Source organism: Pseudoxanthomonas sp. LjRoot206, assembly GCF_056175725.1.
Genome location: NZ_JBGFFI010000001.1, coordinates 454,633 through 478,412, shown reverse-complemented (window position 1 = coordinate 478,412; position 23,780 = coordinate 454,633). Strand labels below are relative to the sequence as shown.

The window sequence follows — 23,780 nt, the reverse complement described above, 5'->3', positions numbered from 1 at the left end:
CGCGGTCAGTCGGCGGCGCTGCCAGCGCGCTTCAGCCGTCCCAGCTCGCCGATCATTTCCCAGGATTTCAGTCCGCGCGGCCCCAGGTGATGCGCCAGCACGGAGCGCATCGGCAACCGCAGGCTCGCCAGATCGTCGGGCGGCGGCGGCACATCCTCGGCCAGGGCCAGCAGTGCGCGGCCGGTCGCGGCCTGGCTGCGTTCCCCATGGCCGCGGTCGCTCAGCAGGCGGCGCGGTCCATGCTCGGGATCCAGCCGGTAGCGCGCCGCCGGATCGATGGCCTCGCCGTCGCCATCGCAATCCAGTGCGAAGCCGAAGCCCAGCGCCTCGATCAGGTCGCGTTCGAACCGGCGCAACGACCACGCCAGCCCCTCGCGCTCGCGCAGGTGTCCGCGGGCACGTGCGTACGCATCGAACAGGTCGGGCAAGGGGTCGTGGCGCGGCGCCAGCCGCAGCACCAGTTCGTTGAGGTAGAACGCGGCCAGCATCGCGTCGCCGGCCGGCTGCGGGGCGGCGTCGAGCGCTTCGGCGCCCACCAGCCGCGCCAGTTCGCCGCGCAGGTCACCGTCCAGGCGGATCAGCTGCAGCGGCTGCAGAGCCGCGCGCAGGACGTGTTTCTTCGGCCCCTGCACCCCGCGCGCGATCAGGCCCAGCCGGCCATGTTCGCGGCCCAGCACTTCGACCAGCAGGCTGGTCTCGCGCCACGGGCGCGCATGCAGGACGAAGGCGGTATCGCTCAGGCGCATATGACCGGGCGTCGCCGGCTGATCACTCGTAGCCGAAAGCCTTCAGCGCGGTCTCGTCGTCGGACCAGCCTTCGCGTACGCGCACCCAGGTCTCCAGGAAGACCTTGCGCCCGAACAGGTGCTCCATCTGCTGGCGCGCCTTGCTGCCGATGTCCTTCAGCCGCGCGCCGCCCTTGCCGATCACGATCGCCTTCTGGCTCTCGCGCTCGACCCAGATCACCGCACCGATGCGCGCCAGTTCGCCCTTCGGCGAATTCTCGGTGGTGAAGTTCTCGATCTCGACGGTGGTGGCATACGGCAGTTCGGCGCCGAGCTGGCGCATCAGCTGCTCGCGCACGAGTTCGGCGGCCAGGAAACGCTCGCTGCGGTCGGTGATCTCGTCCTCGCCGAACATCGGCGGCTGCTCCGGCAGCAGCGCCAGCACATCCTTGACCAACGCCTCCAGCCCGTTGCGCTTCAACGCGGAGACCGGGTGCAAGGCCGCGAACTCGCGATCCTGCGCGACCTCGGACAGGAACGGCAGCATGGCCGCTTTCTCCTTGATCCGGTCGACCTTGTTGACCACCAGCACCACCGGGATGCCGGCGTCGCGCAACACGTTGTAGGCCAGCGTATCTTCCTCGTCCCAGCGTCCGGCCTCGACCACCATCAGGGCGGCGTCGACTTCTTCCAGCGCACCGCGCGCCGCGCGGTTCATCACCCGGCTCATCGCCGACGCCGAGAACTTGCCCTGCTGCTTGTGCAGGCCGGGCGTGTCGACCAGCACGATCTGGCCGGCGGGCCGGTCCTTACCCGCCGCGAACGTCGCGATGCCGAGCAGGCGGTGCCGCGTGGTCTGCGGACGGTTGGAGGTGATGCTGACCTTGGCGCCCACCAGGGCATTGGTCAGGGTGGACTTGCCCACGTTGGGGCGACCGATGACGGCGACGCTGCCGCTGCGGTAGGAGGAGGATGCATTCACGGGGTACTCACTTCGAGATGTCGAGCCTGTCGAGCAGCGCCGCGGCGGCGACCTGTTCGGCGTTGCGGCGCGAGGTGCCCTCGCCGTCCGCCGTCAGCGGCGGGTCCAGCGTGGTGCAGCGCGCGAGAAAGAGTTTGGCGTGGTCGTCGCCGCTTTCGGAGACCAGTTCATACACGGGCAAAGGCCGTTGCCGGCCCTGCAGCCACTCCTGCAGCCGGGTCTTGGCGTCCTTCTCGGGACGCCCGACCGGCAGGGCCGCCAGCATGTCCTCGAACCAGGGCAGCACCACCGCCCGGCAGGCCTCGAAACTGCTGTCCAGGTAGATCGCCGCCACGACTGCTTCCAGCGCATCGGCCAGGATGGAGTCGCGGCGGTGACCGCCGGATTTCATCTCGCCTGGCCCCATCGTCAGGCGCTCACCCAGCTGCAGATGGCGGGCGATGGTCGCCAGCGAGGCCTCGCGGACCAGTTCGGCACGGGCGCGGGTCAGGGCGCCCTCGTCGGCCTTGGGCCAGCGCTGGAACAGCGTCTCGGCGACCAGCAGGTTGACCACGCTGTCGCCGAGGAACTCCAGCCGCTCGTTGTGCGGTGCGCCCGCACTGCGGTGCGTCAGGGCCTGCGCAAGCAGTCCCTGGTCGGCGAAAACATGGCCGATGCGGTCAACCGCCAATCCCTTAGTCCGCGCCGCGTCGCGTCATGGCCTGCTCGGCATGGAAGTTGCCGACCACGTCGAGATTGCCGACCAGCGGACGGCGTATCTCGTAGCTGACCGTCATGTTCCAGCCGCCTTCCATGCGCTCGATCTTGACGTGCGACGGTTTGACGGTGTCGGCATAGTTGATGTTCAGACGGCGGAAGAACAACTCCTGGATACGGGCGGGATCCATGTCCGCCACGCCCGCCTCGTTGGCCAGACCCTTCATGGACGACTTGACCGCGTAATACTCCTGGTACATCGGGAACAGGCGCATGGTGATGTAGGCAGCGAAGCCCACCACGGCCAGCACGATCACAAAGCTCAACAACGTCATGCCACTCTGATTGCGCTTCATCGTCATTCCCCCGTCCATCCCCGTTAGCGTTGGTTGATCACTCGATGCCGTTGCCGATGCGCGAGGCATCGAAACCATTCTTGCAGACCCAGCCCTCGCAGTTCAGCCAGACCAGGAAGGCCTTGCCGCGCAGGTTCTGCTCCGGCAGGAAATGGTAGTCCCAGAAACGGCCGTCCAGGCTGTTATCGCGGTTGTCGCCCATCACGAAATAGTGTCCCGGCGGCACGACCCAGTCGCCCTCGCCGCCACCCGGGGGCGGCTGGCCGACGGTTTCCAGGACGGTATGGGGCCGGCCCGGCAGCTCTTCCTTCAGCAGGGTGGCACCGAACGCCTCGGCGCGGTCGCCCGCCCCGGTGTACTCGCCCAGGGTCTGGTACTTCAACGGCTGGCCGTTCAGGTAGACGGTGTCGCCATGGAAGCCGACCTTGTCGCCCGGCAGGCCGATCACGCGCTTGATCCAGTTGTTTTCCGGATCGTGCGGCGGCTTGAACACCACCACGTCGCCGCGCTTCGGCTCGCCGATGGCCAGGAACTTCTGGTTGGTGATCGGCAGGCGCAGTCCGTAGGAGAACTTGTTGACCAGGATGAAGTCGCCGATCAGCAGGTTCGGCATCATCGAACTGGACGGGATCTTGTAAGGCTCGGCGATGAAGCTGCGCAGCACCAGCACCACGGCCAGCACCGGGAAGAAGGCGCGCGAGTAGTCGACCAGCACCGGTTCCTCGTCCAGCAGTCCGCTGCTGGCCTTGCGCCGCTTGGCGAGGAACAGCTTGTCGGCCAGCCACACCACGCCGGTCAGCAGCGTGAGCACCACGAGGATCGTTTCAAACCAGACCATACACACTCCGTTGAATGGCCCCTCTCCCACCGGGAGAGGGGTTGGGGTGAGGGTACGGCGAAGTCCACGCACTGACGGCGTCGCGGACTTCGCCGTACCCTCATCCGGCGCTACGCGCCACCTTCTCCCGCAAGGAGAAGGAAAACGCTACTTGCTGTCCACCTGCAGCACCGCGAGGAAGGCCTCCTGCGGAATCTCCACGCGGCCCACCTGCTTCATCCGCTTCTTGCCCTCTTTCTGCTTCTCGAGGAGCTTCTTCTTGCGGGTGATGTCGCCACCATAGCACTTGGCCAGCACGTTCTTGCGCATCGCCTTGACCGTGCTGCGGGCGATGATCTGCGCCCCTACCGCCGCCTGGATCGCCACGTCGAACATCTGCCGCGGGATCAAGTCCTTCATCTTCTCGCACAGCTCGCGCCCGCGCCGGTCGGCATGGCTGCGGTGCACGATCAGGCTGAGTGCGTCGACCTTGTCGCCGTTGATCAGCGTGTCCAGGCGGACGAACGGACCCGCCTGGAAGCGCAGGAACGAATAGTCCAGCGAGGCATAGCCACGGCTGACCGACTTCAGCTTGTCGAAGAAATCCAGCACCACCTCGGCCATCGGCAGCTCGTAGCTGATCTGCACCTGGCTGGCCAGGTACTGGATCCCGATCTGCGCGCCGCGCTTTTCCTCGCACAGCTTGATGATGGCGCCGATGTAGGCTTCGGGGGTCAGGATGTTCGCGCGGATGATGGGCTCGCGGACCTCGTCGATCAGGTTGGACTGCGGCAGTTTGGCCGGGTTGTCCAGCGAAACCACCGTGCCATCCGTCTTGAGGACTTCATACACCACGGTCGGCGCGGTGCTGATCAGGTCCAGGTCGTATTCGCGCTCCAGGCGCTCCTGCACGATCTCCATGTGCAGCATGCCGAGGAAGCCGCAGCGGAAACCGAAGCCCATGGCTTCCGAGCTTTCCGGCTCGAAGCGCAGCGCCGCGTCGTTCAGGCGCAGCTTTTCCAGCGCCTCGCGCAGCGCCGGGTAGTCTTCGGCATTGACCGGGAACAGGCCGGCGAACACGCGCGGCTGCATCTCCTGGAAGCCGGGCAACGGGCCCGGTGCCGGGTCGCCTGCCAGCGTCAGCGTGTCGCCGACCGGGGCGCCGTGGACGTCCTTGATCGAGGCGGTGATCCAGCCCACCTCGCCGGCGCCGAGCTTCTTCAGCTCCTTGCGCTTGGGGGTGAACACGCCGACCTTGTCCACTTCGTGGGTGCGGCCGGTCGACATCACCAGGATCTTGCTCTTCGGTCCGATCTCGCCCTGCATCACGCGCACCAGCGAGACCACGCCCAGGTAATTGTCGAACCACGAGTCGATGATCAGCGCCTGCAGCTTGTCGGTGTCGCGCGGCTGCGGCGGCGGTATGCGCTGGACGATGGCTTCCAGCACCAGGTCGACGTTCAGGCCGGTCTTGGCGCTGACCGGCACGGCGTCGTCGGCGTCGATGCCGATGACGGCCTCGATTTCGGTCTTGGCGCGCTCGACATCGGCAGTGGGCAGGTCGATCTTGTTGAGGACCGGCACGACTTCCAGCCCCTGCTCAACGGCCGTGTAGCAGTTGGCGACCGACTGGGCTTCCACGCCCTGCGCGGCGTCGACCACCAGCAGCGCGCCTTCGCAGGCCGCCAGCGAGCGGCTGACTTCGTAGGAGAAGTCGACGTGACCGGGGGTGTCGATGAAGTTGAGCTGGTAGACCTGCCCGTCCTTGGCCTTGTACGGCAGGGACACGGACTGGGCCTTGATGGTGATGCCGCGCTCGCGCTCGATGGGATTCGAGTCGAGTACCTGCGCCTCCATCTCGCGGGCCTCGAGGCCGCCACAGAGCTGGATGATGCGGTCGGCCAGGGTCGACTTGCCGTGGTCGACGTGCGCGATGATGGAGAAATTGCGGATATTCCGCATGGAATCGGAGGACATGGGGGGCGGCGGCCTGTGCCGTCGTCAGGAATAACGGGACATTATCGCACGGCTGGGGGCCGGCCTCGCCCGCCAAGGCAGGATCGCAGGGCGGAAACGACATCGCCCCGGCGTCGCGGGGCGATGTCAGGCGTGAATCCTGGACGGATCAGCCCTTTTCGACCGTCACCGCCACGAAGCGGGTGACGCCGCGGCTGCGGACCAGCAGCATCACCGTATCGCCCGCCTTCGCGGCGGCCAGCTCGCGATCCAGCGCCGCCGGGCTGTCGACCTTGGTGCGGCCTACCTGCAGGACGACCATGCCGGGGGCCAGCCCGGCCTCACGGGCCGCCGCACCTTCGACGCGGGTGATAAGCACGCCACCCGATTCGACACCGAGCTGCTTGCGACTGCCGGCATCCAGGCCCTGGCTCTGGATGCCCAGCGCATTGCGGCCTGCGGGCGCGGTCGGACGATCCGGTGCCGTCGGCAGCGAATCGCTGGCGGCGCCGCCCTCGTCGAGCTCGCTCAGGGTCACGGTGATGTCCTTGGTCTTGCCATCGCGCAGCAGGCCCAGCGCCACCTTGGAGCCTGGCGCCATCGCACCGATGATCGGCGGCAGGTCGCTGGAATCGTTGATCGCGCGACCGTTCACCGAGCGGATCACGTCACCCGGACTCAGCCCGGCCTTCGCTGCGGGACTGTCGGTAAGTACTTCATTGACCAGCGCGCCACGGTTGTCAGGCAGGTCGAAGCCTTTGACCACATCCGCGGTGACCGCACCCACCTGCACCCCCAACTGCCCACGACTTACACGGCCGGTGGCCTTCAACTGGTCGACGGCCCCCATCGCCAGGTCGATCGGGATCGCGAAGCTGATGCCCATGTAGCCGCCGGACACCGAGAAGATCTGCGAATTGATGCCGACCACCTCGCCGCGGGTGTTGAGCAGCGGGCCGCCGGAATTGCCCTGGTTGATCGCCACGTCCGTCTGGATGAAGGGCACGTAGCGCTGCTCGGGGGAGGCGCTACGCCCCACCGCGCTGACGATGCCCGCGGTGACCGAGTGGTCCAGGCCCAGCGGCGAGCCGATCGCCACGACCCACTGGCCCGGCTTTAGCGTGCCCGAGTTGCCGATGCGTAATGTCGGCAGGCCCTTGGCCTCGACCTTCAGCAGCGCCACGTCGTACTGCTGGTCGCTGCCAACCACCTTGGCCGTCAGCTCCCGGCGGTCCGGCAGGGTCACCTTGACCTCATCCGCGCCATCGACGACATGATGATTGGTCAGCACATACCCATCGGTCGAAATAATGAAACCCGAGCCCATCGACGTGCCGCGGCGTTGCGGCCCCTGCTGGCCCGGGCCCGGCATCTGGAAGCCCGGCGGCAGCATGCGGCGGAAGATCTCCGGGATGTCCGCCTCCTCGCTCGCCTGCGCGCCACGACGCGCGCCGACGGTGGCTTCGACGTTCACCACGCCCGGACCGACCTGCTCCACCAGTTGGGTGAAGTCAGGCAGACCGGTGACCAGTTGCGGCGCGGCCGACTGCGCCACGGCGGGCGCTGCCGCGACCACCGGCGCTGGCGCTTCGGCCTGCTCCGCGCAGGCAGCGAGCGGCGTGGTGAGCATCAGCAGGGCCAACAGGTTGTGACGGGCGTGTAGGGTCATCGAATGCATGCCTCGATAAGAAGGGAACCAGGGTGTCGCGCGCGCTCGGACGCAGCCGGACGCGCGGAAAGTCAGTCGCGCGACGCGTCGACGGGTGCCACGGCCGGGGCGCCGGACGGCATACGCGGCTCGAACGGATAGAAGGTCCGGGTAGCCGAGTCCGAGCTGTAGCCCGTGGTCAGGCTACCGCTGCCCGAGGGATAGGCCGACAGGGCCGAGCGTGGCCAGGGGCGGGATGCCACGGCGCCCGCATCCTGCGTGCGATGCGAGAACGGGTTGACCGCGTTGTGGACTGGCGCGGACGCCGTCAGCGTGGCGACCGCCTCCAGCGATGCGCCCGGCGTCGTGCCGTTCGCGCGCAACGGAGTTTCCGCCCTCGCCACGCGCTGTGCGCTGCGCGCCGCCTGCTGGCTGCGGGTCGCGCTGCGGCGCGTCGTGTCCTGGCGTCGCGGCACGCTCGCCACTACGGCAACGGCCGCTGCTGCATAGGCTTCGGCATCGGGGGCCGGTGCGGACGGGGATTCCGGAGCCAGAGCAGGCGACGTCGCCTGCGCCGAGGCCACCTGCGCACCTTCGCTCACCGGCACGTCCTGCGGCGACTGCTGGCGCGCCATGAACAAGGCCACCAGCGCGACAGAGGCCGCGAGCGCACCGCCACCCCAGCGGGCGAGCAGGTTGCGCGGACGCGCGGCCTGCGGCTGCGAAGCGGTCGTCGCGGCGGGAGAGGATTCGGCCGCGATCGCCTGCGCCACGCGCTCCGCGAAGCCGGCCGGCGCGGGTGCGCGACCCTGCCCGCGCAGCACGTCGCCGCACAGCTGCCAACGCTCCCAGCAGCCGGCCAGCTCGTGGTCGTGCTGCAGGCGGCGCAACAGGAAGCGGGCTTCGTCGGCCGCCAGGTCGCCGTCCATCAGGGCGGAGAGCTGCTGGCGATGATGGATGTCGAGCTTGTCGATGATCGGTGTCTCGTTGCGGGCGGTCATGAGCGGGCGCGCTCCCTGGTTGTGCTGTCCACGTCCAGCAAGGGACGCAGCTGTTCGTCGATCGCCTCGCGCGCCCGGAAGATGCGGGAACGCACGGTGCCGATCGGGCAGTCCATCTTCTGCGCGATCTCCTCGTAGCTGAGGCCATCGACCTCGCGCAGGGTGATCGCGGTCCGCAGTTCCTCGGGCAAACCGTCCACGGCCTTCATCACCGTCGCCTCCATCTCCTGGCGCATCAGCTCGCGCTCGGGGGTGTCGGTATCGCGCAGCCGCGTGCCGATGTCGTACTGCTCGGCGTCGGCGGCATCCACGTCCGCCGTCGGGGGACGCCGGTTGTGCGCGACCAGGTGGTTCTTGGCGGTATTCACGGCGATACGGTGCAGCCACGTATAGAACTGGGAATCGCCCCGGAAATTGCCCAGCGCGCGGTATGCGCGCAGGAACGTCTCTTGGGCCACGTCCTGGCACTCGCTCCAGTCATGGATGTAACGCCCGATCAGCGCCACCACGCGATGCTGGTACTTGCGCACCAGCAGGTCGAAGGCCGCGCTGTCGCCGCGTTGCACGCGCCTGACCAGCTCGAGGTCCAGCTCCTGGGTTGGATCTGTTTCGGCCATGCCGCGCCGCACTCCTGTCGGCTCGGCGGTGGCCGGGCCCTGTGACCGCGCTAGCGGGGGAAAGTTCAACGCCTTGTCCAAACCGTTGCCCTATCAAGAATTTAACCGGAGCAGCGGGACCATCCCCCTGCCGCCGGTCACGCCCATGACGACGTTCTCATCCATATGTGGATTTGACGGGGACGAAACAACCTCGGGATGATAGCGGCCTTATCCATACGCGAACGGATGGTCCCCCGCATGGCCGCAAACTTCGATGGGCTGCGATTCAGTCACTGGCAGACCGAACTGCGCGACGACGGCATCGTCGTACTTGCCTTCGACCGCCAGGGCGCCAGCGTCAACGCGTTCTCGCAGGATGTGCTGATCGAACTGGCCGCCATCATCGAGCGCCTGGCCATCGATCCACCGAAAGGCGTGGTGCTTCGTTCTGCCAAGAGCAGCGGCTTCATCGCCGGCGCCGACCTGAAGGAATTCCAGGAGTTCGACCGCAAGGGCACGGTGAACGATGCCATCCGTCGCGGCCAGCAGGTGTTCCAGAAGCTCGCCGACCTGCCCTGCCCCACGGTCTCCGCCATCCATGGTTTCTGCATGGGAGGCGGCACCGAGATTTCGCTGGCCTGCGACTACCGCGTCGCCAGCAGCGACCCGTCCACCCGCATCGGCCTGCCCGAAGTGAAGCTGGGCATCTTCCCGGGCTGGGGCGGTAGCGCACGCCTGCCGCGCCTGGTCGGTTCGCCGAAGGCGATGGACATGATGCTCACCGGTCGCACGCTGTCGGCCAGTTCGGCCAAGGCGATGGGCCTGGTCGACAAGATCGCCGAACCCGCGGTGCTGGTCGATGCCGCCGTCGCGCTGATCGGCTCGCGTCCGCCGCGCGCATTCAAGCAGCGCTTCACCGGCTGGATCAGCAACAGCTGGCTGGCGCGGCAGATCCTGGCACCGAAGATGATCAAGCAGGTCGCGCGCAAGGCCCCTAAGGCGCACTACCCCGCGCCGTATGCCCTCATCAACGTCTGGAAGACCGCCGGCGGCAAGGGCATCCAGGGTCGCCTCGATGCCGAACGCAAGGCGGTGGTGAAGCTGGCCGGCACGCCGACCGCGCGCAACCTGATCCGCATCTTCTTCCTGACCGAGCGCCTGAAAGGGCTCGGCGGCAAGGACCATGGCATCGCCAATGTCCACGTCGTCGGCGCCGGTGTGATGGGCGGCGACATCGCCGCGTGGTCCGCCTACAAAGGCTTCAATGTCACCCTGCAGGATCGCGAACAACGCTTCATCGACGGTGCGCTGTCGCGCGCGCAGGAGCTGTTCGCCAAGAAGGTGAAGGACGAGAGCAAGCGTCCCGCGGTGGCCGCACGCCTGAAGGGCGACCTGGCCGGCGACGGCGTGCCGCAGGCCGACCTGGTGATCGAGGCGATCATCGAGAATCCCGAAGCCAAGCGCGACCTCTACCAGACCGTCGAGCCGCGCCTGAAGGCAGACGCCCTGCTGACCACCAACACCTCGTCGATCCCGCTGACCGAACTGCGCGAGCACATCCAGCGCCCTGCGCAGTTCGCCGGCCTGCACTACTTCAATCCGGTCGCACTGATGCCGCTGGTGGAAATCGTCCAGCACGACGCGCTGGACGAAGCCAACGTCAAGCGGCTCGCGGCGTTCTGCAAGGCGCTGGACAAGTTCCCGGTGCCGGTCGCCGGCACGCCCGGATTCCTGGTCAACCGCGTGCTGTTCCCGTACATGCTGGAAGCGGCGACCGCGTATGCCGAAGGCATTCCCGGCCCGGTGATCGACAAGGCCGCGGTGAAGTTCGGCATGCCGATGGGGCCGATCGAGCTGATCGACACCGTCGGCTTGGACGTGGCGCAGGGCGTCGGGGCGGAACTGTCGCCATTCCTGGGCCTGACCCTGCCGGCAGCACTGGCGACGGTCGAGCCCGGCAAGCGCGGCAAGAAGGACGGCCAGGGCCTGTACAAATGGGAACAAACCGATAAAGGCAGCAAGCCGGTGAAGCCGCAGGTGCCGTCCGACTACAAGGCGCCCGATGATCTGGAAGACCGCCTGATCCTGCCGCTGCTCAACGAAGCCGTCGCCTGCCTGCACGACGGCGTGGTGGCCGACAGCGACCTGCTCGATGCCGGCGTGATCTTCGGCACCGGTTTCGCCCCGTTCCGCGGCGGCCCGATCGAACATGTCAAGGCGGTCGGTCCCGACGTGCTGCTGGAGAAACTGAAGGCGCTGCAGGCCCGGCACGGCGATCGTTTCGCGCCGCGTCCCGGCTGGGACAACCCGGTGCTCAGGCAACCGACCGTCTGATCCGTGCACGAAAAAGGCCGCTCCCCGAGCGGCCTTTTTCCTCCTGCACCGGGCACCACTGCGGGTTATCCCGACGGCAATGCCTGTGCCATCACCCAGTCTTCTTTCGGGTCGTCGCCGATGTAGAAGATGGAGCGGCCGACGCTCTGGAACCCATGCTTGCGCCAGAAGCGGATCGCCTGCGGCGACTCCTGCCAGACCGTGAGCCATGCCGACCGCGAGCCGCGCAGCTTGGCCGCGGCCAGCAGGTGCGAAACCAGCACGGCGGCGATGCCCTTGCCGTGGAAGGCCTCGTCCAGGTAGATGCGCGCCAGTTCCACGGTGGGCCGCAGCACCACCTCGGTCGGCGGCACCGTGCCCCAGCGCAGCTGCGCATAACCGGCCCACACGCCATCCTGCTCGACGATCAGGGTGAGCGTATCGGGGTCGCGGATCTCTTCGGCCTGTCGCTCGGGCGAATACATCGCCGCCACGTGCGCCGCCAGGTTTTCGGGCGTGCTGCAGTGGCCGTGGGTGGCCAGGAACGTGCGCCGCATCATGGCGGACACGGCGGCGGCTTCGGTGGGGCGTGCAGGGCGAACGGTGATACCGGCTTTCATGCCGTCAGTCTTGCCTGTTTCCATGCGCATGACAACGCAGGCGAGCGCCCAGAGAGGTCAGCGCACACTCAGAAGGCCTGCCAGGGTCGCGCAGGACTGCGGTTAGCGACGCGCGAACACGTCCGGCGGCGCACGCACCGGGCTTCGCTCGGCGGCGAGGTCGGCCATCACGCCGAGTTGCGCGGAGAAGTCGGTCAATCGTGCCCACACGTAGGGCTGCAGGTCGTCGGGCGCGCGGTCGTAGACTTGCCGCCACAACGCGTCCATGAAATCGCGAGGATCCTCGCGCAGCGCACCGCGTTCGATGCGCTGTCCCGCAGCGGCCAGGATGGCCCGGATATCAGCCAAGGTGTCCATGCGGCGAGCCTAAGCCGCCCGGATGCCCGGCATGTGACACGAACCGACGGTTTCCGACGACCGGTGCGATTCTGTGAAGCCGGTTACGGATCGCGGCGACGCGAAGCCTCTCAGGCACCCCTGGCCACGGGGACGATGCGCGGCGCGGCCGTCACGGCGATGGCGCCGGAATCTGCTCGCGGAACAGCCAGAGCATCGCGCGACGGTAGCTTTCGCCGATCGTCGCGGCGTGGGTGCCGTCCTGCATCGTCAGCAGCGTCACCTGCCACGGCGCATGCGCCGTGGACCGCGCCCAGTACGTTGTCCACTCGCGCGCGATGCGCTGGCGTTCGGCGGTGTCGCGCGTGCCGCTGGCGACGGCCACGCGCAGGTCGTCGCGTGCATGCGTCCGCGGCGCGACGAACAGCTGTTCGCGGACCGGACCCGGCGAGGGATTGCTGGCAATCCGTCCCCAGAACAGGTCCGGATCCTGCAACGCCGACCACAGCACGAAATACCCCGCGCGCGACTGCCCGACCAGCACGCGCCGTGCAGGATCGCTGGCATACCGGCGCTCCACCTCCGGCACCAGTTGTCCGCGCAGGAAGGCGAGGAACCCCGGCGCCCCGCCCTGCTCCGCCGTGGTGTCGCTGCCCGGCGCGGTGAAATCGACATGGCGCTTGTTGATGGCCGGATCGAAACCGCCGTAGGCGATGCCGACGATAATCGCGTCAGGCAGCTGTTCGTCGTAGTGCAGGAACAGGTGCGTCGGCGCCAGCAGCGGGAACAGGCTGTCGCCATCCAGCAGGTAGACCACCGGATAACGCGTGGCGGCGGTGGCGTCGTAGCCCTCCGGATAGCGCACGTAGACATGGTGCACGCGTCCGGACCCGCGGTCGGTCAGCGGGAAGTAGTCGCCTGCCAGTGCCGGCAGATGCTCCAGCGGCGTCGATAGGCGTGCACCGACGTCATCCGATGCGGCCACCGGCACCAGCAGCAGTGTCGCCAGCTCCATCAGCACCGCCATTCCGTATCGGATCATGCGCATGCTCTATTTCCCCGAAGGCTTGAACGTCAACGCATGCAGCCAAAGCGCGTCGAACAACTGCGCGTATACCTTGCCGTCGCGATCGTCGACAGACGTATTGACGAACAGGACCACGGCAACATCGCCGGAGGGATTGGCCAGCATCGCAGTGTGCACACCGGGATCGGAACCGCCGTGGCCGACGTAGGCGGTGTCGAACTTGGTCGCCCAGAACAGGCCCGAGTTCTTCTCCGCAGGCACCACATTGTCCGGCACGTGGCCGGGCGTGTACTGGAAGCGCCGCAGTTCCGCGACCGATGCCGGCGACAGGATGCGCGCGCCGTCGTGGCTGCCGTCGCCGAGCACCGCGATGAAGAACCGCGACAGGTCCGCCACCGAACTGCGCAGTCCACCGTCCGGATACGTCGCCAAGCCATAGTCGGGCATCGGAATGGCGAATCCGCCCTGTGAGGCGTACAGCGTGGACCGCTCGGCCGCCGACTGCTGCGACAGGAACCAGTGGCTGCGCGTCATCTTCAGCGGCGCCAGGATCGTCCGCTTCGTGTACGCATGGAAGGGCTCGCCCATGACGCGCTCGACGATATAGCCAACCAGCCCTGCGCCGATGTTGGAGTACGCGCGATACGTGCCCGGCCGATGCGGTATGAAGTTGTCCGCCGCGTAATCCTTGCCGCCGGCGACCAGGTAGCCGCGGAGGAAATCACCCAGCGCTTCCGGCGAGTCCCCTCCCCAGTGATACAGGCGCTGGTACACCGACCAGCGATCGTCGATGCCCGAGGTATGCGTGGCGAGCTGGCGCAGCGTGATGCGTGTCCCGGGGAACTGCGGGTGCACTACCTTGAACGGCAGGTACGTATTGATGTCCTCGTCCAGCGACAGTTTGCCGGCCTGCACCGCCTGCATCATCGCCACCCCGGTCACCGTCTTGGTGATCGAGGCGATGTTCATCGTCGTGTCGGGCGTGAACAGCACGCCGCGCTGCCGGTCGGCGAAGCCGAAGCCTCTCGACCACACCACGCGACGGTCGACGATGACCGCAGCGCCCACGCCGACCAGGCCTGCATCGGCCATCGCCGTTCCGATCCGCGCATCGATGTCCTCGACCGCCGCCGGCGCCTCCACCGCGCCGGCGAGACCGGACATCAGCATCCCCGCGAGTACCACGACTCTCTGCCACGCGCTTCCGATCCGCATCCCGACTCCCCGGCCATCCGGCCTGATGTGGGGCGCCTGCCTGGCGCCCGCTCCCTCCCCCAAGCATGGACGCCGGCCTTCGTCGCCGCCACCCTGTGGCGACGAAGGCCGCCCTGCGCCGACGGAACCGTGTCCGCGGACGATCAGCCCTCCAGCGCGAGCCCGCTCGTGAAGCATCGCCTCACGCCGCTGAGCGGATCAACGAACGCCAGCCGTTTGGCCAGCAATTGCAAGGGCGCGGTGTAGTCGCCGGCGGCGCGATGGCGCAGCGTCGGATACAGCGGGTCGTGCGCGATCGGCGCGCCGATCCCCGCCATGTGTACGCGCAACTGGTGCTTGCGACCGGTGACCGGCGTCAGCGCATAACGCCAGCGACCGTCGCCGCGCGCGAGGACCTCGATCCGCGTTTCGCTGTTGGCCTCCCCGTCGATCTCCTGCATGCGGAAGAAGGGCTCGCCGGCGACGATGCGGCTGCGACGGACCTGCGGGAACACGCTGCCGGGCAGCGCGGGCGCCAACGCCTCGTAGTGCTTATCGATGCGGCGCTCGCGGAACAGCGCCTGGTAGCACGCGCGACTGCCTGGATTCGTTGAAAACAGCACCAGGCCGGCGGTCTCGCGATCGATGCGGTGCAGTGGCACCAGCATCGGGTTGCCGGTACGACGGACCAGGCGCCCCAGCAGGGTTTCGTGCACGTGCGCGCCGGCGGGCATGACCGGCAGGAAGTGCGGCTTGTCCGCCACCAGCAGGTCGGTACCGGCGTAGACGATGGCCTCGTCGAACGGGATCGCCGGCTCGTCGTCCACCTCGCGGTAGTAATGCACCTCGAGCCCGACCCGATACGGCGTCTCGGCCGTCATCGCGGCTCCCGTGGCATCGACGACACGTCCGCGCGCCATCCGCTCGATCCAGCGCGCACGCGTGACCGACGGAAATCGATCGGACAGGCAATCCAGTACCGTCGCCCACGGGCCGGGGGGCAGTTGCAGCGTGCTCGCCGCCAGTCCGTCGATCGCCGGCGGACGCATGGCGCTGCCCTACTTCTTCAGCCCGGCGACCACTTCGCGCACGCTGAGGCCGAGTTCCAGTTGCAGGCGCACGTATTCGCGCTCCTTGCGCGACAGGGCGCGGCCCATTTCGATCCGCACGTCCTCGGCCTCCAGGATGCGCAGGATCCGCGGCATCGCCGAACCGATCGCGTCCTGTCCGTAGCCGGCCTCGCGCAGGGCGGCGGCCAGCAGGTCTTCGATATCCATGGGGCATCCGGCTCGGTTCAGGGCACGGCATTGTGCATCAGCGGCGAGACCCGGGCGCGTTTCCCTAACCCTGGCTGACCCGCCGCGTGCCCGCGCGTCGATTTCACGACTGCGCGACCGGGTGCGGCCTAAGGTCGATGCAACGGGTTTTCACGGAATACGGAGGAACACGATGACCACGATCAGACTGCGGGCCACGGGGCCGGCCACCGGCTTCGATGCGCTGATGGCGGCGCTGGAGGGCGTCGATGGCGTGGAGCGCGTGGAGGAACTGGCGGACCTGATGCCGCACATGGACGACGACGATTCCAGTTCGGCCGGGCTGCCCGACGACATCGGCGCCAGCGACGTGCACGACGTGGAGGTCGAGGTCGCCTCGCCCTATGCCGACACCGTGCGCGCCACCGCCGACGATGTCGGCGCGCGCTACGGGCTGGTACTCGAGTACGTCGACGACTTCTGAGGCGCCGTGGCCCGCCTGCACTACACCACCGACGCGATGCCCGGCCTGCGCCGGCGTCGTCGCGGGCGCGGCTTCACCTACCAGGATGCGCGCGGCCGCACCGTCCGCGATGCGGCCACCATTGCGCGCATCCATCAGCTCGCCATTCCCCCGGCCTACACTGATGTGTGGATCTGCGCCGACGCCCACGGGCACTTGCAGGCCACGGGTCGCGATGCACGTGGACGCAAGCAGTACCGCTACCACGCCGCGTGGCAGGCCGAGCGCGGTGCACGCAAGTACGACCGCCTGATCGCCTTCGCCGAAGCCCTGCCGCGCCTGCGTCGCCAGGTGCGTGCCGATCTGGCGTTGCCGGGGTTTCCGCGCGACAAGGTCGTCGCGCTGGTGATCGCCCTGCTGGGCCACACCCTGTTGCGCGTGGGCAATGCGAGCTACCAGAAGGAGAACGGTTCCTACGGCCTCACCACGTTGCGCAACGTGCACGCGCGCTTCATCGCCGGCAGCGAAGTGCACTTCGTCTTCCGCGGCAAGGGCGGCAAGCCCCTCGACGCCAGCGTCTCCGATGCACGCCTGGTGAAACTGGTGCGCCAGTGCCGGCAGCTGCCCGGCCAGGCGCTGTTCCAGTACCGCGAGGACGGTCGCATCCAGCGCATCACCTCGGGCGATGTCAACGATTACCTGCAGGCGCAGCTGCAGGGGCCGTACACGGCCAAGGACTTCCGCACGCTGGGCGCCACCCTGCTCGCCTTTCGTACTCTGGCGGGCGTGACGCCGCCCGAGGCGGGAGACGATGCGCAGCGTGCGCGCGTCCGCCAGGCCGTGCTGCGCAACGCGGCCGACCTGCTCGGCAACACACCGCGCATCTGCGAAAAGAACTACGTGGATCCGCGCATCTTCACCGGCTGGGAAACCGGCCGGCTGCAGCACGCCGCACGCGGGGCGAGCGGGCCGCGCCAGTGGGAGACCGCGGCCATCCGCTTCCTGCGGCGCGCGAGCCGCGCGTAGACGGCACCACAAGACCGCCAGCGCGCGATCAGCCTTTCGACGCGAGCTCCTCGATCAGCCTGCAGACCGCGTGGCGTGTCTTCACCGGCAGTCGCCGGATCGCTTCCAGCAGCCGCGCTTCGGTGTCGTCCACGGCGTACTGCAACGCTACCGCGGGCACCTCGGAGGACGGACATTCCGACGGATCGCCCCGCCCGGTCGCCAGCCATTCGAACGGCACGCGTGTGGCGATGCTGACGGTGGCCAGATGCTCGACGCTGGGATGCGTGCCGCCTTCGCGCTCCCACTGCGCCACCGCACTCCGGTTCACCCCGACCCGGCCCGCGAGCTCGCTCTGCGACAGCTTCGCCTGCGCGCGTGCACGTCGGATACGCAAGGCAATGTTCGTCATCAGGCGTCCTTCAATCCTTTCAGGTAAGCGCTTCTCAGCAGGAAGCGGAACTAAGCGGCGTCTGTCCGCGATGTCTGACGCGCATCGCTTTCCCCTGAAAAAACGTGCTTGATCGGATGACGCGCGAGGACGGCCAACGGTCCTCGCCACATCGTGTCATTGCCGCGCGCTTCAGATCACATTAGTAACGCAACGTGCGTCAAGCAAGTGCCCGTGCTGGTAACTGGATTTACCTGCAAGGCGCACACAGGCGCAGCAGGGACGATTCCGTACATCGACTACTCAGGGGGTCGATGGATGCACGGGCGGGCGGGCAGCAATGGTGCGTGGGTGGTGCATTGCATGCTTCGCGATGCCGATGGTGTCCTGGGGACCGCCCGCCTCCCGGGCGGCGCGGGTTCCGTCCGTCTCGGGTCGCCCGCCGTCGAAACTGGATCGCAGCATGTGATCTCCCCTGGCATCGTCACGGCTGAAATCGAAACGAGGGGAGGTACAGGTGCTGTGTGCGTTGGCGCCGTTTCCTCAGCGCGGCGGCAGCACCGCACGGCTGCCCTGAACCGGCGACCGGATGGCCGGGGCATGCTGCGCCAACAGTTCCACGACCCAGTCGATGAAGACGCGCAGCTTGCGGCTGACATGGCGGCTGGGCGGGAACGCGAGGTACATCGGCATGGGATCGATCCGCCAGTCCTCGAACAGCGGGACCAGTTCGCCGCGCGCCAGCGGACCGCGTGCCATGTACGTGGGCATCCACAGCACGCCCATGCCCGCCACGCCCGCAGCGAGGTAGGCATTGCCGTCGTCCACCGACAGCACGTGGCGGCCCTGCACGCGCACCTCTTCTTCGCCGCGCCGCATCGACGACATCAGCGCATGCCCGCTGCGCGAGCTGCGGTAACCGATGATGCGGTGCGCCGGCGCTTCCAGCGCCAGCGGATGCGCCGGCACGCCGGCGCGCGCCAGATAGGCCGGCGCGGCGTACACGCCCAGGGCGAGGTCGGCGACATGGCGCGCGCGCAGCGAGGTGTCGGTGAGTTCGCCGCCGCGCACCACGCAGTCGACGTTCTCGTCGATCAGGTCCACCTTGCGGTCGCTGGCGCCCAGGTCCAGTTGCAGGTCGGGATAGCGCGCATGGAACTCCGGCAGCGCGGGCACCAGCACCAGGCTGGCCAGCGGCGCGGGCACGTCCACGCGCAGCCGCCCGCGCGGCGATGCCGAGGCGGCCGACAGGCTGGTCTCGGCATCGTCCAGGTCGGCGAGCAGGCGCACGACGCGCTCGTAGTACGCGGCTCCGTCGGCGGTGACGTTGACCTTGCGCGTGGTGCGGTGGAGCAGCTTCACCCGCAGGTGGGTCTCCAGCGACTGCACCAGCTGGGTCACGCGCGTGCGGCTGGCCTGCAGTGTGTCGGCGGCCTTGGTGAAGCTGCCGGCTTCCACCACGCGGACGAAGGCCTGCATCGCGTCGATACGGTCCATGCGGGATCCAGGGTTGGCGGGATTGTTTCGATTCTACAAACAGTGATCCCCGGTTCGGCAGGTTTATCGCCCCGCCGCGGCTGCCTAGAGTGATCGCCACCCCGCAGGCCACCTGCCTGCCCACCCCACTCCAGGAGCATTCCCATGACACAGCGCGAGACGATCTTCCCCGAAGGCCGGCATGAGCTGTACGCCAGGCACGCCTATTCCGCCGCCATCCGTTCCGGCGACCTGCTGTTCGTGTCCGGCCAGGTCGGCAGCCGCAGCGACGGCTCGCCGGAACCCGACTTCGAAGCCCAGGTCCGGCTGGCGTTCGCCAACCTCGAAGCCACGCTGAAAGCCGGTGGCGCCAGCCTCGACGACATCGTCGACCTGACGAGCTTCCATACCGATCCCGAGCGTCAGTTCGTCACCGTGCTGAAGGTCAAGGACGAGATTTTCCCGGCCGCGCCCTACCCGAACTGGACCGCGCTCGGTGTCACCTGGCTGGCCGGCTTCGATTTCGAGATCAAGGTGATCGCCCGCATCCCGGGCTGATCGCGGGACGCGTGGACGCGAACAGCGCGACGCGACACCGGGAAACATGGAACGTTGGATCGGAACGGGTCAGCGTTGATCCTGGCGTGAGAAGAAGGCCTCGGTGATGGCGGAACGACGCTGTCATGGCAGGACCTGTCTACCCGCGGTCCTTGGCTCCGATGAAGGTGATCTCCCCCGACGTTTCCAGCACGGCGAGCTCCACCTCGTTGAGGGTGGCGTAGCCCGCGGAACGTCGTGCGATGGCGAAGTCCTGCTCGCTGACCGACTGCCGCGCCAGTTCGTCGCGGTACAACTCCCCGCGGCGCACGAGGATGACCGGCTTGCCTTCCACCATCCGGTCGAAGCCGCGATGCCGCGCCGACAGCTTGCCCACCGTCCAGTTGAGCCCGAGCAGCGTGGCCGCCAGGATCAGGCCGCCCAGCAGCGACGTGTCCTCACCGATCAGCGAGTTCTGCACGGCCGTGCCCAGCAGCACGACGACGAGCAGGTCGAACGGGGTGAACTGCCCCACCGTGCGCTTGCCGGTGAAGCGCACCATCAGCAGCACCACCACATAGACGGCGACGGCGCGCAGCACGAATTCCCACCACGGCATCCCCAATTCGAACAGGCTCTTCGCGACACCGGACATGCGCCACCTCGTCGGTCACCAGGATCAGCCGCGAGGGTGCGCGTGACCGCGTCGCGCTGCCGTGAGCGCGCCCGTTTCCGGGCAAATGGCGTGGGAGGCTAGACCGCCGCGACGGCGGCAGGCTTCGGCCGATGCGCCGGCGGCACCTCGGCGATGCGATAGCCCGCGCTCTGCACCGTCTGCAGCAGCGGCGTGTCGAACCCACGATCGATGGCCTTGCGCACGTTGTAGAGATGGCTGCGCAGGGCGTCGGAATCGGGCAGGTCGTCACCCCACAGCTCGCGTTCGATCTCGCGGCGCGACACGACGCGAGGCGACTCCCGCATCAGGATGGTCAACAGCTTGGAGGACACCGGCGACAGCTCCAGCTCGCGGTCGCCGCGGCGCACGCGGTGGCAGGTGGGATCGAACGACAGGTCGCCGACCTTGAGCACCTGCCTCGCCACTTCCTTGCGGTTGCGACGGATCACCGCGTGCAGGCGTGCTTCCAGCTCCTGCGTCGCGAACGGCTTGGTCAGGTAGTCGTCGACGCCGTCCTCCAGGCCCGCGAGCTTGTCGTCGAGCGTGTCGCGCGCGGTCGCCATGATGACCGGCGTCGAGATGCGGGCATCGTTGCGCAGTGCGCGCACCACTTCCCGCCCGTCCATGCGCGGCAGATTACCGTCGAGGATGATGGCGTCGTAGCGGTTCTCCACTGCCAACCGGTAGCCCTCGGCGCCATCGGCGGCGTAGTCGACCTCCATACCGCGGCTCTCCAGGTAGAAGCCCACCGTTTCGGCAAGACTCCGGTTGTCTTCGATGATGAGGACGACGGCGGACATCGACATGGCGATCCCTGTTGGAGTTCAGTTTGGTGAATGTGCCCGACGCGCTGTCGCGTCGGTGTGAAGGCGCGCGTCGCGATCACGCAATGCCGACGCCCGCCCGCGAAGATGGAGATTCCATCGCGGAGGGCACGGCATGAAGACGAAGAAGACAGATGCGAAACCGGCGGCTCCACAGGCCAAGGCCGCGAAGACCACCGTCGCCAGGCAACGCAAGCTGCAGGCGGAGATCGACAAAAAGGACGCCACCGCGCCGTCGAAGCCACCGAAGCAGGCCACGCAGGCGGGCACCAGAAGGCAACCCGTGCAGATGCCCGCCCAGCATCTGCAGAAGCCAGGCGAAGAAGCCGACCTGCGGCTCGCGCCGGCCTTCGAAGCAGCCGGATACCGCGGCAGCGGCAAGCTCGAGGGCATGACCGCCATCGTCACCGGCGCCGATTCCGGCATCGGCCGCGCGGTGGCCGTGCTGTTCGCGCGCGAGGGCGCGGATGTCGCCGTGCTCTATCTCGACGAGCACGACGACGCGAAGGAGACGGCACGCTGGATCGAGAAGGAAGGCCGAACCGCTGTCCTGTTCCCCGGCGATGTGCGCGACTCCGCCTTCTGCGACCAGGTCGCGGGCAAGGTCGCGAAACGCTTCGGCAGGATCGACGTGCTGGTCAACAACGCCGGCTTCCAGCTGCACGCCAAGCGCCTGGAGGACCTGACCGACGAGCACCTGCAGGAGACGCTGCAGACGAACGTGGCCGGCTATGTGCACATGGCGCGTGCGTGCCTGCCGCACATGCAGCGCGGCGCCTCGATCGTGAACTGCGGTTCGGTCACCGGCCTGTTCGGCAGCCCTCAGCTGATCGACTATTCGGCCACCAAGGGCGCCGTGCACGCCTTCACCAAGGCGCTGGCCGCCAACCTGCTGGAGCGCGGCATCCGCGTGAATGCGGTGGCGCCCGGCCCGGTGTGGACGCCATTCAATCCGGCCGACAAACCCGCGGACGAGGTCGCGGAGTTCGGCCAGGACAGCGCGATGGGCCGCCCGGCGCAGCCGGAGGAACTGTCGCCGGCGTTCGTCTTCCTCGCCTCGCCGGTAATGTCGTCCTACGTCAACGGCATCGTGCTGCCGGTCATGGGCGGGCCCAAGGGCTGATCGCCCACGACGGCCTCAGCGCGGCCCGCGCTCCTCGCGCGAGCGGGCGCGGTGGTCGCTAAGCAGCGAGCTGACGATGATGCCGCCGCCCAGCGCCACGCCCAGCAGGAACAGCACCAGCGCCACCACGGGATAGCCCCACAGCGTGTGCGAGGACGGCACGCGCATCATCATCGCCGAGGCCAGGATCAGCGCGGCGGTGATGACGCCGACCGAGATGCGGTTGGCGATCTTCTGCAGGTTTTCCATCAGCCTGGACTCCTCCAGGCCGGTGACCCGCATCTGGAACCGGTTCTCGGCGACCAGCGAGAGGATGTCCGACAGCTTGCGCGGGCCGTCGCGAAGCAATGCCTGCACCTCCATCATCTCGCTGGCCAGGTTGGGCGAGGACAGCGACTTGCGCAGCCGTGCGCGCATCACGTGCTGCAGCTGGTCCTCCACCACGCGCTTGGTGTCCAGATCGGGCGACAGCAGGTGGCAGGCGGTGTCCAGGTTGAGCAGCGTCTTGCCGAGCAGGCTGAGTTCCGGCGGCGGACGCAGGCCGCACTGGGTGGCGATGCGGACGAGATCCAGCACCACCCTGCCCTCCGACATCGACGCCTGGTGCGCGCCGTAGCGTGCGATCAGCTGGCCGACTTCGCGCAGGAAGCGCGGCTCGTCGTAGTCCTCCAGCCGGATGCCCAGCGCGATGCACTCTTCCGCCACCTGCTCGCCGCGGCCGTCGACGGCGGCGAACAGCAACTTGAGCAGCCGGTCGCGCTGGCGCGGCGGCACGTTCGCGACCATGCCCAGGTCGAAGATCGCCAGGCGTCCGTCCTCGGTCACCCGCAGGTTGCCCGGATGCGGATCGGCATGGATCTCGCCATGCACGAACACCTGGTCCAGGTAGCCGCGCAGCAGGTCCTCGGCCAGCGGCGTCATGCCCTGCTCGGTGCGGCGCAGGCCGGAAATCTGGTCCACGCGCCGGCCGTCGGCCAGTTCCATCGTCAGCACGCGCTTGGCGGTGTAGTCCCACACCGGCGCCGGCACCCACAACTGGCGGAACGGCGCCAGGTGTTCGCGGAAGCGTTCCAGGTTCTCCGCTTCCGCCACGTAGTCGAGCTCGGCGGTGAGCGAGCGCGAGAATTCGCCCAGCCATTCCGAGAAACGCACATGGCGGCCCACGTCGGTGAAGCGGTCGGCGGTGCTGGTGATGCCGCGCAGCAGGTCGAGGTCGGCCATCAGCTGCTGCGCCACGCCTGGGCGCTGCACCTTGACCGCGACTTCGCGGCCATCGCGCAGTGTCGCGCGATGGACCTGCGCCAGTGAGGCGCAGCCGAGCGGCGTCTCATCGAAACTGGCGTAGGCCTTGCTGATGCGCACGCCGAGCGCGTCTTCCACCTGTTCGCGGATCACGTCGAAGGACACCGGCGTGACCTTCTCCTGCATGCGCTCCAGCGCCGTCGCGTAGGCGGCCGGCACCAGGTCCGGCCGCGTCGACAGCATCTGCCCCAGCTTGACGAAGGTGGGGCCCAGCGCTTCCAGCTCGTCGGCGAACTTGTCGGGACTGCCGTCGTCGGCGAGGTCCTCGTCCAGCATCGCCGGTTCCAGTGACAGGCCGTTGAACACGCCGGATTTGCGATAGCGGAACAGGAAACTCAGGATCGCCGCGCGCCGCGTCAACCTGCTTTCGCTGGAGGGTGTGGACAGCGTCGACTGGATGGCTTCTTCATTCATGCCGGTGTTTTCGCGCGTGTCCGGTGAGCGCAAAGTGAACACA

25 protein-coding genes are annotated in these 23,780 nt (G+C 67.9%); 5 read left to right on the top strand and 20 right to left on the bottom strand.

Annotation, left to right across the window (positions count from 1 at the left end; all coding sequences use genetic code 11):
- Positions 1–5 precede the first annotated feature (5 nt).
- From recO to rpoE, 9 genes are all read right to left on the bottom strand, one after another.
- Positions 6–746 carry a DNA repair protein RecO gene (gene recO / locus AC04MD_RS02460; RefSeq protein ID WP_475495734.1) on the bottom strand — a complete coding sequence of 247 codons (741 nt, stop codon included), beginning with the start codon at positions 744–746 and terminating at the stop codon, positions 6–8.
- Positions 747–768: 22 nt separating this feature from the next.
- Positions 769–1,707: a GTPase Era gene (gene era / locus AC04MD_RS02455; protein ID WP_475495733.1), complete on the bottom strand. Its 939-nt coding sequence runs from the start codon at positions 1,705–1,707 to the stop codon at positions 769–771.
- Positions 1,708–1,714: 7 nt separating this feature from the next.
- Positions 1,715–2,377: a ribonuclease III gene (gene rnc / locus AC04MD_RS02450; protein WP_475495732.1), complete on the bottom strand. Its 663-nt coding sequence runs from the start codon at positions 2,375–2,377 to the stop codon at positions 1,715–1,717.
- Between the two features lie 4 nt (positions 2,378–2,381).
- A complete protein-coding gene (locus AC04MD_RS02445; RefSeq protein WP_475495731.1) occupies positions 2,382–2,759 on the bottom strand; it encodes a DUF4845 domain-containing protein in 378 nt (125 codons plus the stop codon).
- Between the two features lie 37 nt (positions 2,760–2,796).
- Complete coding sequence (lepB, locus tag AC04MD_RS02440; RefSeq protein ID WP_475495730.1) at positions 2,797–3,597, bottom strand: signal peptidase I; 801 nt, start codon at positions 3,595–3,597, stop codon at positions 2,797–2,799.
- Positions 3,598–3,744: 147 nt separating this feature from the next.
- Entirely contained in the window at positions 3,745–5,538 is a 1,794-nt protein-coding gene (gene lepA / locus AC04MD_RS02435; protein WP_475496158.1) for a translation elongation factor 4, read from the bottom strand.
- A 163-nt stretch (positions 5,539–5,701) separates the two neighbouring features.
- On the bottom strand, positions 5,702–7,201 hold the full coding sequence (locus AC04MD_RS02430) for a DegQ family serine endoprotease (RefSeq protein ID WP_475495729.1): 1,500 nt from the start codon (positions 7,199–7,201) through the stop codon (positions 5,702–5,704).
- Between the two features lie 71 nt (positions 7,202–7,272).
- Positions 7,273–8,181: a sigma-E factor negative regulatory protein gene (locus AC04MD_RS02425; RefSeq protein ID WP_475495728.1), complete on the bottom strand. Its 909-nt coding sequence runs from the start codon at positions 8,179–8,181 to the stop codon at positions 7,273–7,275.
- Positions 8,178–8,798, bottom strand: a complete 621-nt coding sequence (gene rpoE / locus AC04MD_RS02420) for an RNA polymerase sigma factor RpoE (RefSeq protein WP_475495727.1) — start codon at positions 8,796–8,798, stop codon at positions 8,178–8,180. The genes AC04MD_RS02425 and rpoE overlap by 4 nt, the downstream gene beginning before the upstream one ends.
- Before the next feature lie 240 nt (positions 8,799–9,038).
- Between rpoE and AC04MD_RS02415 the strand changes: the two genes are divergently transcribed.
- On the top strand, positions 9,039–11,114 hold the full coding sequence (locus tag AC04MD_RS02415; RefSeq protein ID WP_475495726.1) for a 3-hydroxyacyl-CoA dehydrogenase NAD-binding domain-containing protein: 2,076 nt from the start codon (positions 9,039–9,041) through the stop codon (positions 11,112–11,114).
- 65 nt (positions 11,115–11,179) lie between these two features.
- Here the strand turns inward: AC04MD_RS02415 and AC04MD_RS02410 are convergent, their stop codons facing one another.
- From AC04MD_RS02410 to AC04MD_RS02385, 6 genes are all read right to left on the bottom strand, one after another.
- Positions 11,180–11,713, bottom strand: coding sequence for an N-acetyltransferase family protein (locus AC04MD_RS02410; RefSeq protein ID WP_475495725.1), 534 nt, complete (start codon positions 11,711–11,713; stop codon positions 11,180–11,182).
- A gap of 102 nt (positions 11,714–11,815) precedes the next feature.
- Positions 11,816–12,070, bottom strand: coding sequence for a hypothetical protein (locus tag AC04MD_RS02405; protein ID WP_475495724.1), 255 nt, complete (start codon positions 12,068–12,070; stop codon positions 11,816–11,818).
- Between the two features lie 151 nt (positions 12,071–12,221).
- Complete coding sequence (locus AC04MD_RS02400; protein WP_475495723.1) at positions 12,222–13,097, bottom strand: alpha/beta hydrolase; 876 nt, start codon at positions 13,095–13,097, stop codon at positions 12,222–12,224.
- Between the two features lie 3 nt (positions 13,098–13,100).
- Positions 13,101–14,240 (bottom strand): serine hydrolase domain-containing protein, encoded by a 1,140-nt coding sequence (locus tag AC04MD_RS02395; protein WP_475495722.1) that lies wholly within the window; start codon positions 14,238–14,240, stop codon positions 13,101–13,103.
- 194 nt (positions 14,241–14,434) lie between these two features.
- Positions 14,435–15,319 carry a pseudouridine synthase gene (locus AC04MD_RS02390; RefSeq protein ID WP_475495721.1) on the bottom strand — a complete coding sequence of 295 codons (885 nt, stop codon included), beginning with the start codon at positions 15,317–15,319 and terminating at the stop codon, positions 14,435–14,437.
- A 9-nt stretch (positions 15,320–15,328) separates the two neighbouring features.
- On the bottom strand, positions 15,329–15,547 hold the full coding sequence (locus tag AC04MD_RS02385) for a polyprenyl synthetase (RefSeq protein WP_475495720.1): 219 nt from the start codon (positions 15,545–15,547) through the stop codon (positions 15,329–15,331).
- A 172-nt stretch (positions 15,548–15,719) separates the two neighbouring features.
- On the opposite strand from AC04MD_RS02385, the gene AC04MD_RS02380 reads away from it, so the two are divergent.
- Together AC04MD_RS02380 and AC04MD_RS02375 are read left to right on the top strand one after the other, a co-directional pair.
- Positions 15,720–16,010, top strand: a complete 291-nt coding sequence (locus tag AC04MD_RS02380) for a hypothetical protein (protein ID WP_475495719.1) — start codon at positions 15,720–15,722, stop codon at positions 16,008–16,010.
- Between the two features lie 36 nt (positions 16,011–16,046).
- Positions 16,047–17,015, top strand: a complete 969-nt coding sequence (locus tag AC04MD_RS02375; RefSeq protein ID WP_475496157.1) for a DNA topoisomerase IB — start codon at positions 16,047–16,049, stop codon at positions 17,013–17,015.
- A 28-nt stretch (positions 17,016–17,043) separates the two neighbouring features.
- On the opposite strand, the gene AC04MD_RS02370 is transcribed toward AC04MD_RS02375, so the two are convergent.
- Together AC04MD_RS02370 and AC04MD_RS02365 are read right to left on the bottom strand one after the other, a co-directional pair.
- On the bottom strand, positions 17,044–17,406 hold the full coding sequence (locus AC04MD_RS02370) for a helix-turn-helix domain-containing protein (RefSeq protein WP_475495718.1): 363 nt from the start codon (positions 17,404–17,406) through the stop codon (positions 17,044–17,046).
- Positions 17,407–17,928: 522 nt separating this feature from the next.
- On the bottom strand, positions 17,929–18,882 hold the full coding sequence (locus tag AC04MD_RS02365; RefSeq protein ID WP_475495717.1) for a LysR family transcriptional regulator: 954 nt from the start codon (positions 18,880–18,882) through the stop codon (positions 17,929–17,931).
- Positions 18,883–19,026: 144 nt separating this feature from the next.
- Between AC04MD_RS02365 and AC04MD_RS02360 the strand changes: the two genes are divergently transcribed.
- On the top strand, positions 19,027–19,419 hold the full coding sequence (locus AC04MD_RS02360) for a RidA family protein (RefSeq protein ID WP_475495716.1): 393 nt from the start codon (positions 19,027–19,029) through the stop codon (positions 19,417–19,419).
- A gap of 139 nt (positions 19,420–19,558) precedes the next feature.
- On the opposite strand, the gene AC04MD_RS02355 is transcribed toward AC04MD_RS02360, so the two are convergent.
- Together AC04MD_RS02355 and AC04MD_RS02350 are read right to left on the bottom strand one after the other, a co-directional pair.
- Entirely contained in the window at positions 19,559–20,053 is a 495-nt protein-coding gene (locus AC04MD_RS02355; protein WP_475495715.1) for a DUF421 domain-containing protein, read from the bottom strand.
- 98 nt (positions 20,054–20,151) lie between these two features.
- A complete protein-coding gene (locus AC04MD_RS02350; RefSeq protein WP_475495714.1) occupies positions 20,152–20,874 on the bottom strand; it encodes a response regulator transcription factor in 723 nt (240 codons plus the stop codon).
- Positions 20,875–21,013: 139 nt separating this feature from the next.
- Here AC04MD_RS02350 and AC04MD_RS02345 point away from each other — a divergent pair, with 139 nt between their 5' ends.
- Positions 21,014–22,021 (top strand): SDR family oxidoreductase, encoded by a 1,008-nt coding sequence (locus AC04MD_RS02345; RefSeq protein WP_475495713.1) that lies wholly within the window; start codon positions 21,014–21,016, stop codon positions 22,019–22,021.
- A 15-nt stretch (positions 22,022–22,036) separates the two neighbouring features.
- Here AC04MD_RS02345 and AC04MD_RS02340 read toward each other — a convergent pair whose 3' ends face one another.
- Positions 22,037–23,737 (bottom strand): ABC1 kinase family protein, encoded by a 1,701-nt coding sequence (locus tag AC04MD_RS02340; RefSeq protein ID WP_475495712.1) that lies wholly within the window; start codon positions 23,735–23,737, stop codon positions 22,037–22,039.
- Positions 23,738–23,780 lie beyond the last annotated feature (43 nt).

Bases quoted from the DNA above. Each gene is read 5' to 3' on its own strand.
- recO (WP_475495734.1), bottom strand. From the start codon at position 746: ATGCGCCTGAGCGATACCGCCTTCGTCCTGCATGCGCGCCCGTGGCGC.
- AC04MD_RS02445 (WP_475495731.1), bottom strand. From the start codon at position 2,759: ATGAAGCGCAATCAGAGTGGCATGACGTTGTTGAGCTTTGTGATCGTG.
- lepB (WP_475495730.1), bottom strand. From the start codon at position 3,597: ATGGTCTGGTTTGAAACGATCCTCGTGGTGCTCACGCTGCTGACCGGC.
- lepA (WP_475496158.1), bottom strand. From the start codon at position 5,538: ATGCGGAATATCCGCAATTTCTCCATCATCGCGCACGTCGACCACGGC.
- AC04MD_RS02430 (WP_475495729.1), bottom strand. From the start codon at position 7,201: ATGACCCTACACGCCCGTCACAACCTGTTGGCCCTGCTGATGCTCACC.
- AC04MD_RS02425 (WP_475495728.1), bottom strand. From the start codon at position 8,181: ATGACCGCCCGCAACGAGACACCGATCATCGACAAGCTCGACATCCAT.
- rpoE (WP_475495727.1), bottom strand. From the start codon at position 8,798: ATGGCCGAAACAGATCCAACCCAGGAGCTGGACCTCGAGCTGGTCAGG.
- AC04MD_RS02415 (WP_475495726.1), top strand. From the start codon at position 9,039: ATGGCCGCAAACTTCGATGGGCTGCGATTCAGTCACTGGCAGACCGAA.
- AC04MD_RS02410 (WP_475495725.1), bottom strand. From the start codon at position 11,713: ATGAAAGCCGGTATCACCGTTCGCCCTGCACGCCCCACCGAAGCCGCC.
- AC04MD_RS02405 (WP_475495724.1), bottom strand. From the start codon at position 12,070: ATGGACACCTTGGCTGATATCCGGGCCATCCTGGCCGCTGCGGGACAG.
- AC04MD_RS02400 (WP_475495723.1), bottom strand. From the start codon at position 13,097: ATGCGCATGATCCGATACGGAATGGCGGTGCTGATGGAGCTGGCGACA.
- AC04MD_RS02395 (WP_475495722.1), bottom strand. From the start codon at position 14,240: ATGTCCGGTCTCGCCGGCGCGGTGGAGGCGCCGGCGGCGGTCGAGGAC.
- AC04MD_RS02390 (WP_475495721.1), bottom strand. From the start codon at position 15,319: ATGCGTCCGCCGGCGATCGACGGACTGGCGGCGAGCACGCTGCAACTG.
- AC04MD_RS02385 (WP_475495720.1), bottom strand. From the start codon at position 15,547: ATGGATATCGAAGACCTGCTGGCCGCCGCCCTGCGCGAGGCCGGCTAC.
- AC04MD_RS02380 (WP_475495719.1), top strand. From the start codon at position 15,720: ATGACCACGATCAGACTGCGGGCCACGGGGCCGGCCACCGGCTTCGAT.
- AC04MD_RS02375 (WP_475496157.1), top strand. From the start codon at position 16,047: ATGCCCGGCCTGCGCCGGCGTCGTCGCGGGCGCGGCTTCACCTACCAG.
- AC04MD_RS02370 (WP_475495718.1), bottom strand. From the start codon at position 17,406: ATGACGAACATTGCCTTGCGTATCCGACGTGCACGCGCGCAGGCGAAG.
- AC04MD_RS02365 (WP_475495717.1), bottom strand. From the start codon at position 18,882: ATGGACCGTATCGACGCGATGCAGGCCTTCGTCCGCGTGGTGGAAGCC.
- AC04MD_RS02360 (WP_475495716.1), top strand. From the start codon at position 19,027: ATGACACAGCGCGAGACGATCTTCCCCGAAGGCCGGCATGAGCTGTAC.
- AC04MD_RS02355 (WP_475495715.1), bottom strand. From the start codon at position 20,053: ATGTCCGGTGTCGCGAAGAGCCTGTTCGAATTGGGGATGCCGTGGTGG.
- AC04MD_RS02350 (WP_475495714.1), bottom strand. From the start codon at position 20,874: ATGTCCGCCGTCGTCCTCATCATCGAAGACAACCGGAGTCTTGCCGAA.
- AC04MD_RS02345 (WP_475495713.1), top strand. From the start codon at position 21,014: ATGAAGACGAAGAAGACAGATGCGAAACCGGCGGCTCCACAGGCCAAG.
- AC04MD_RS02340 (WP_475495712.1), bottom strand. From the start codon at position 23,737: ATGAATGAAGAAGCCATCCAGTCGACGCTGTCCACACCCTCCAGCGAA.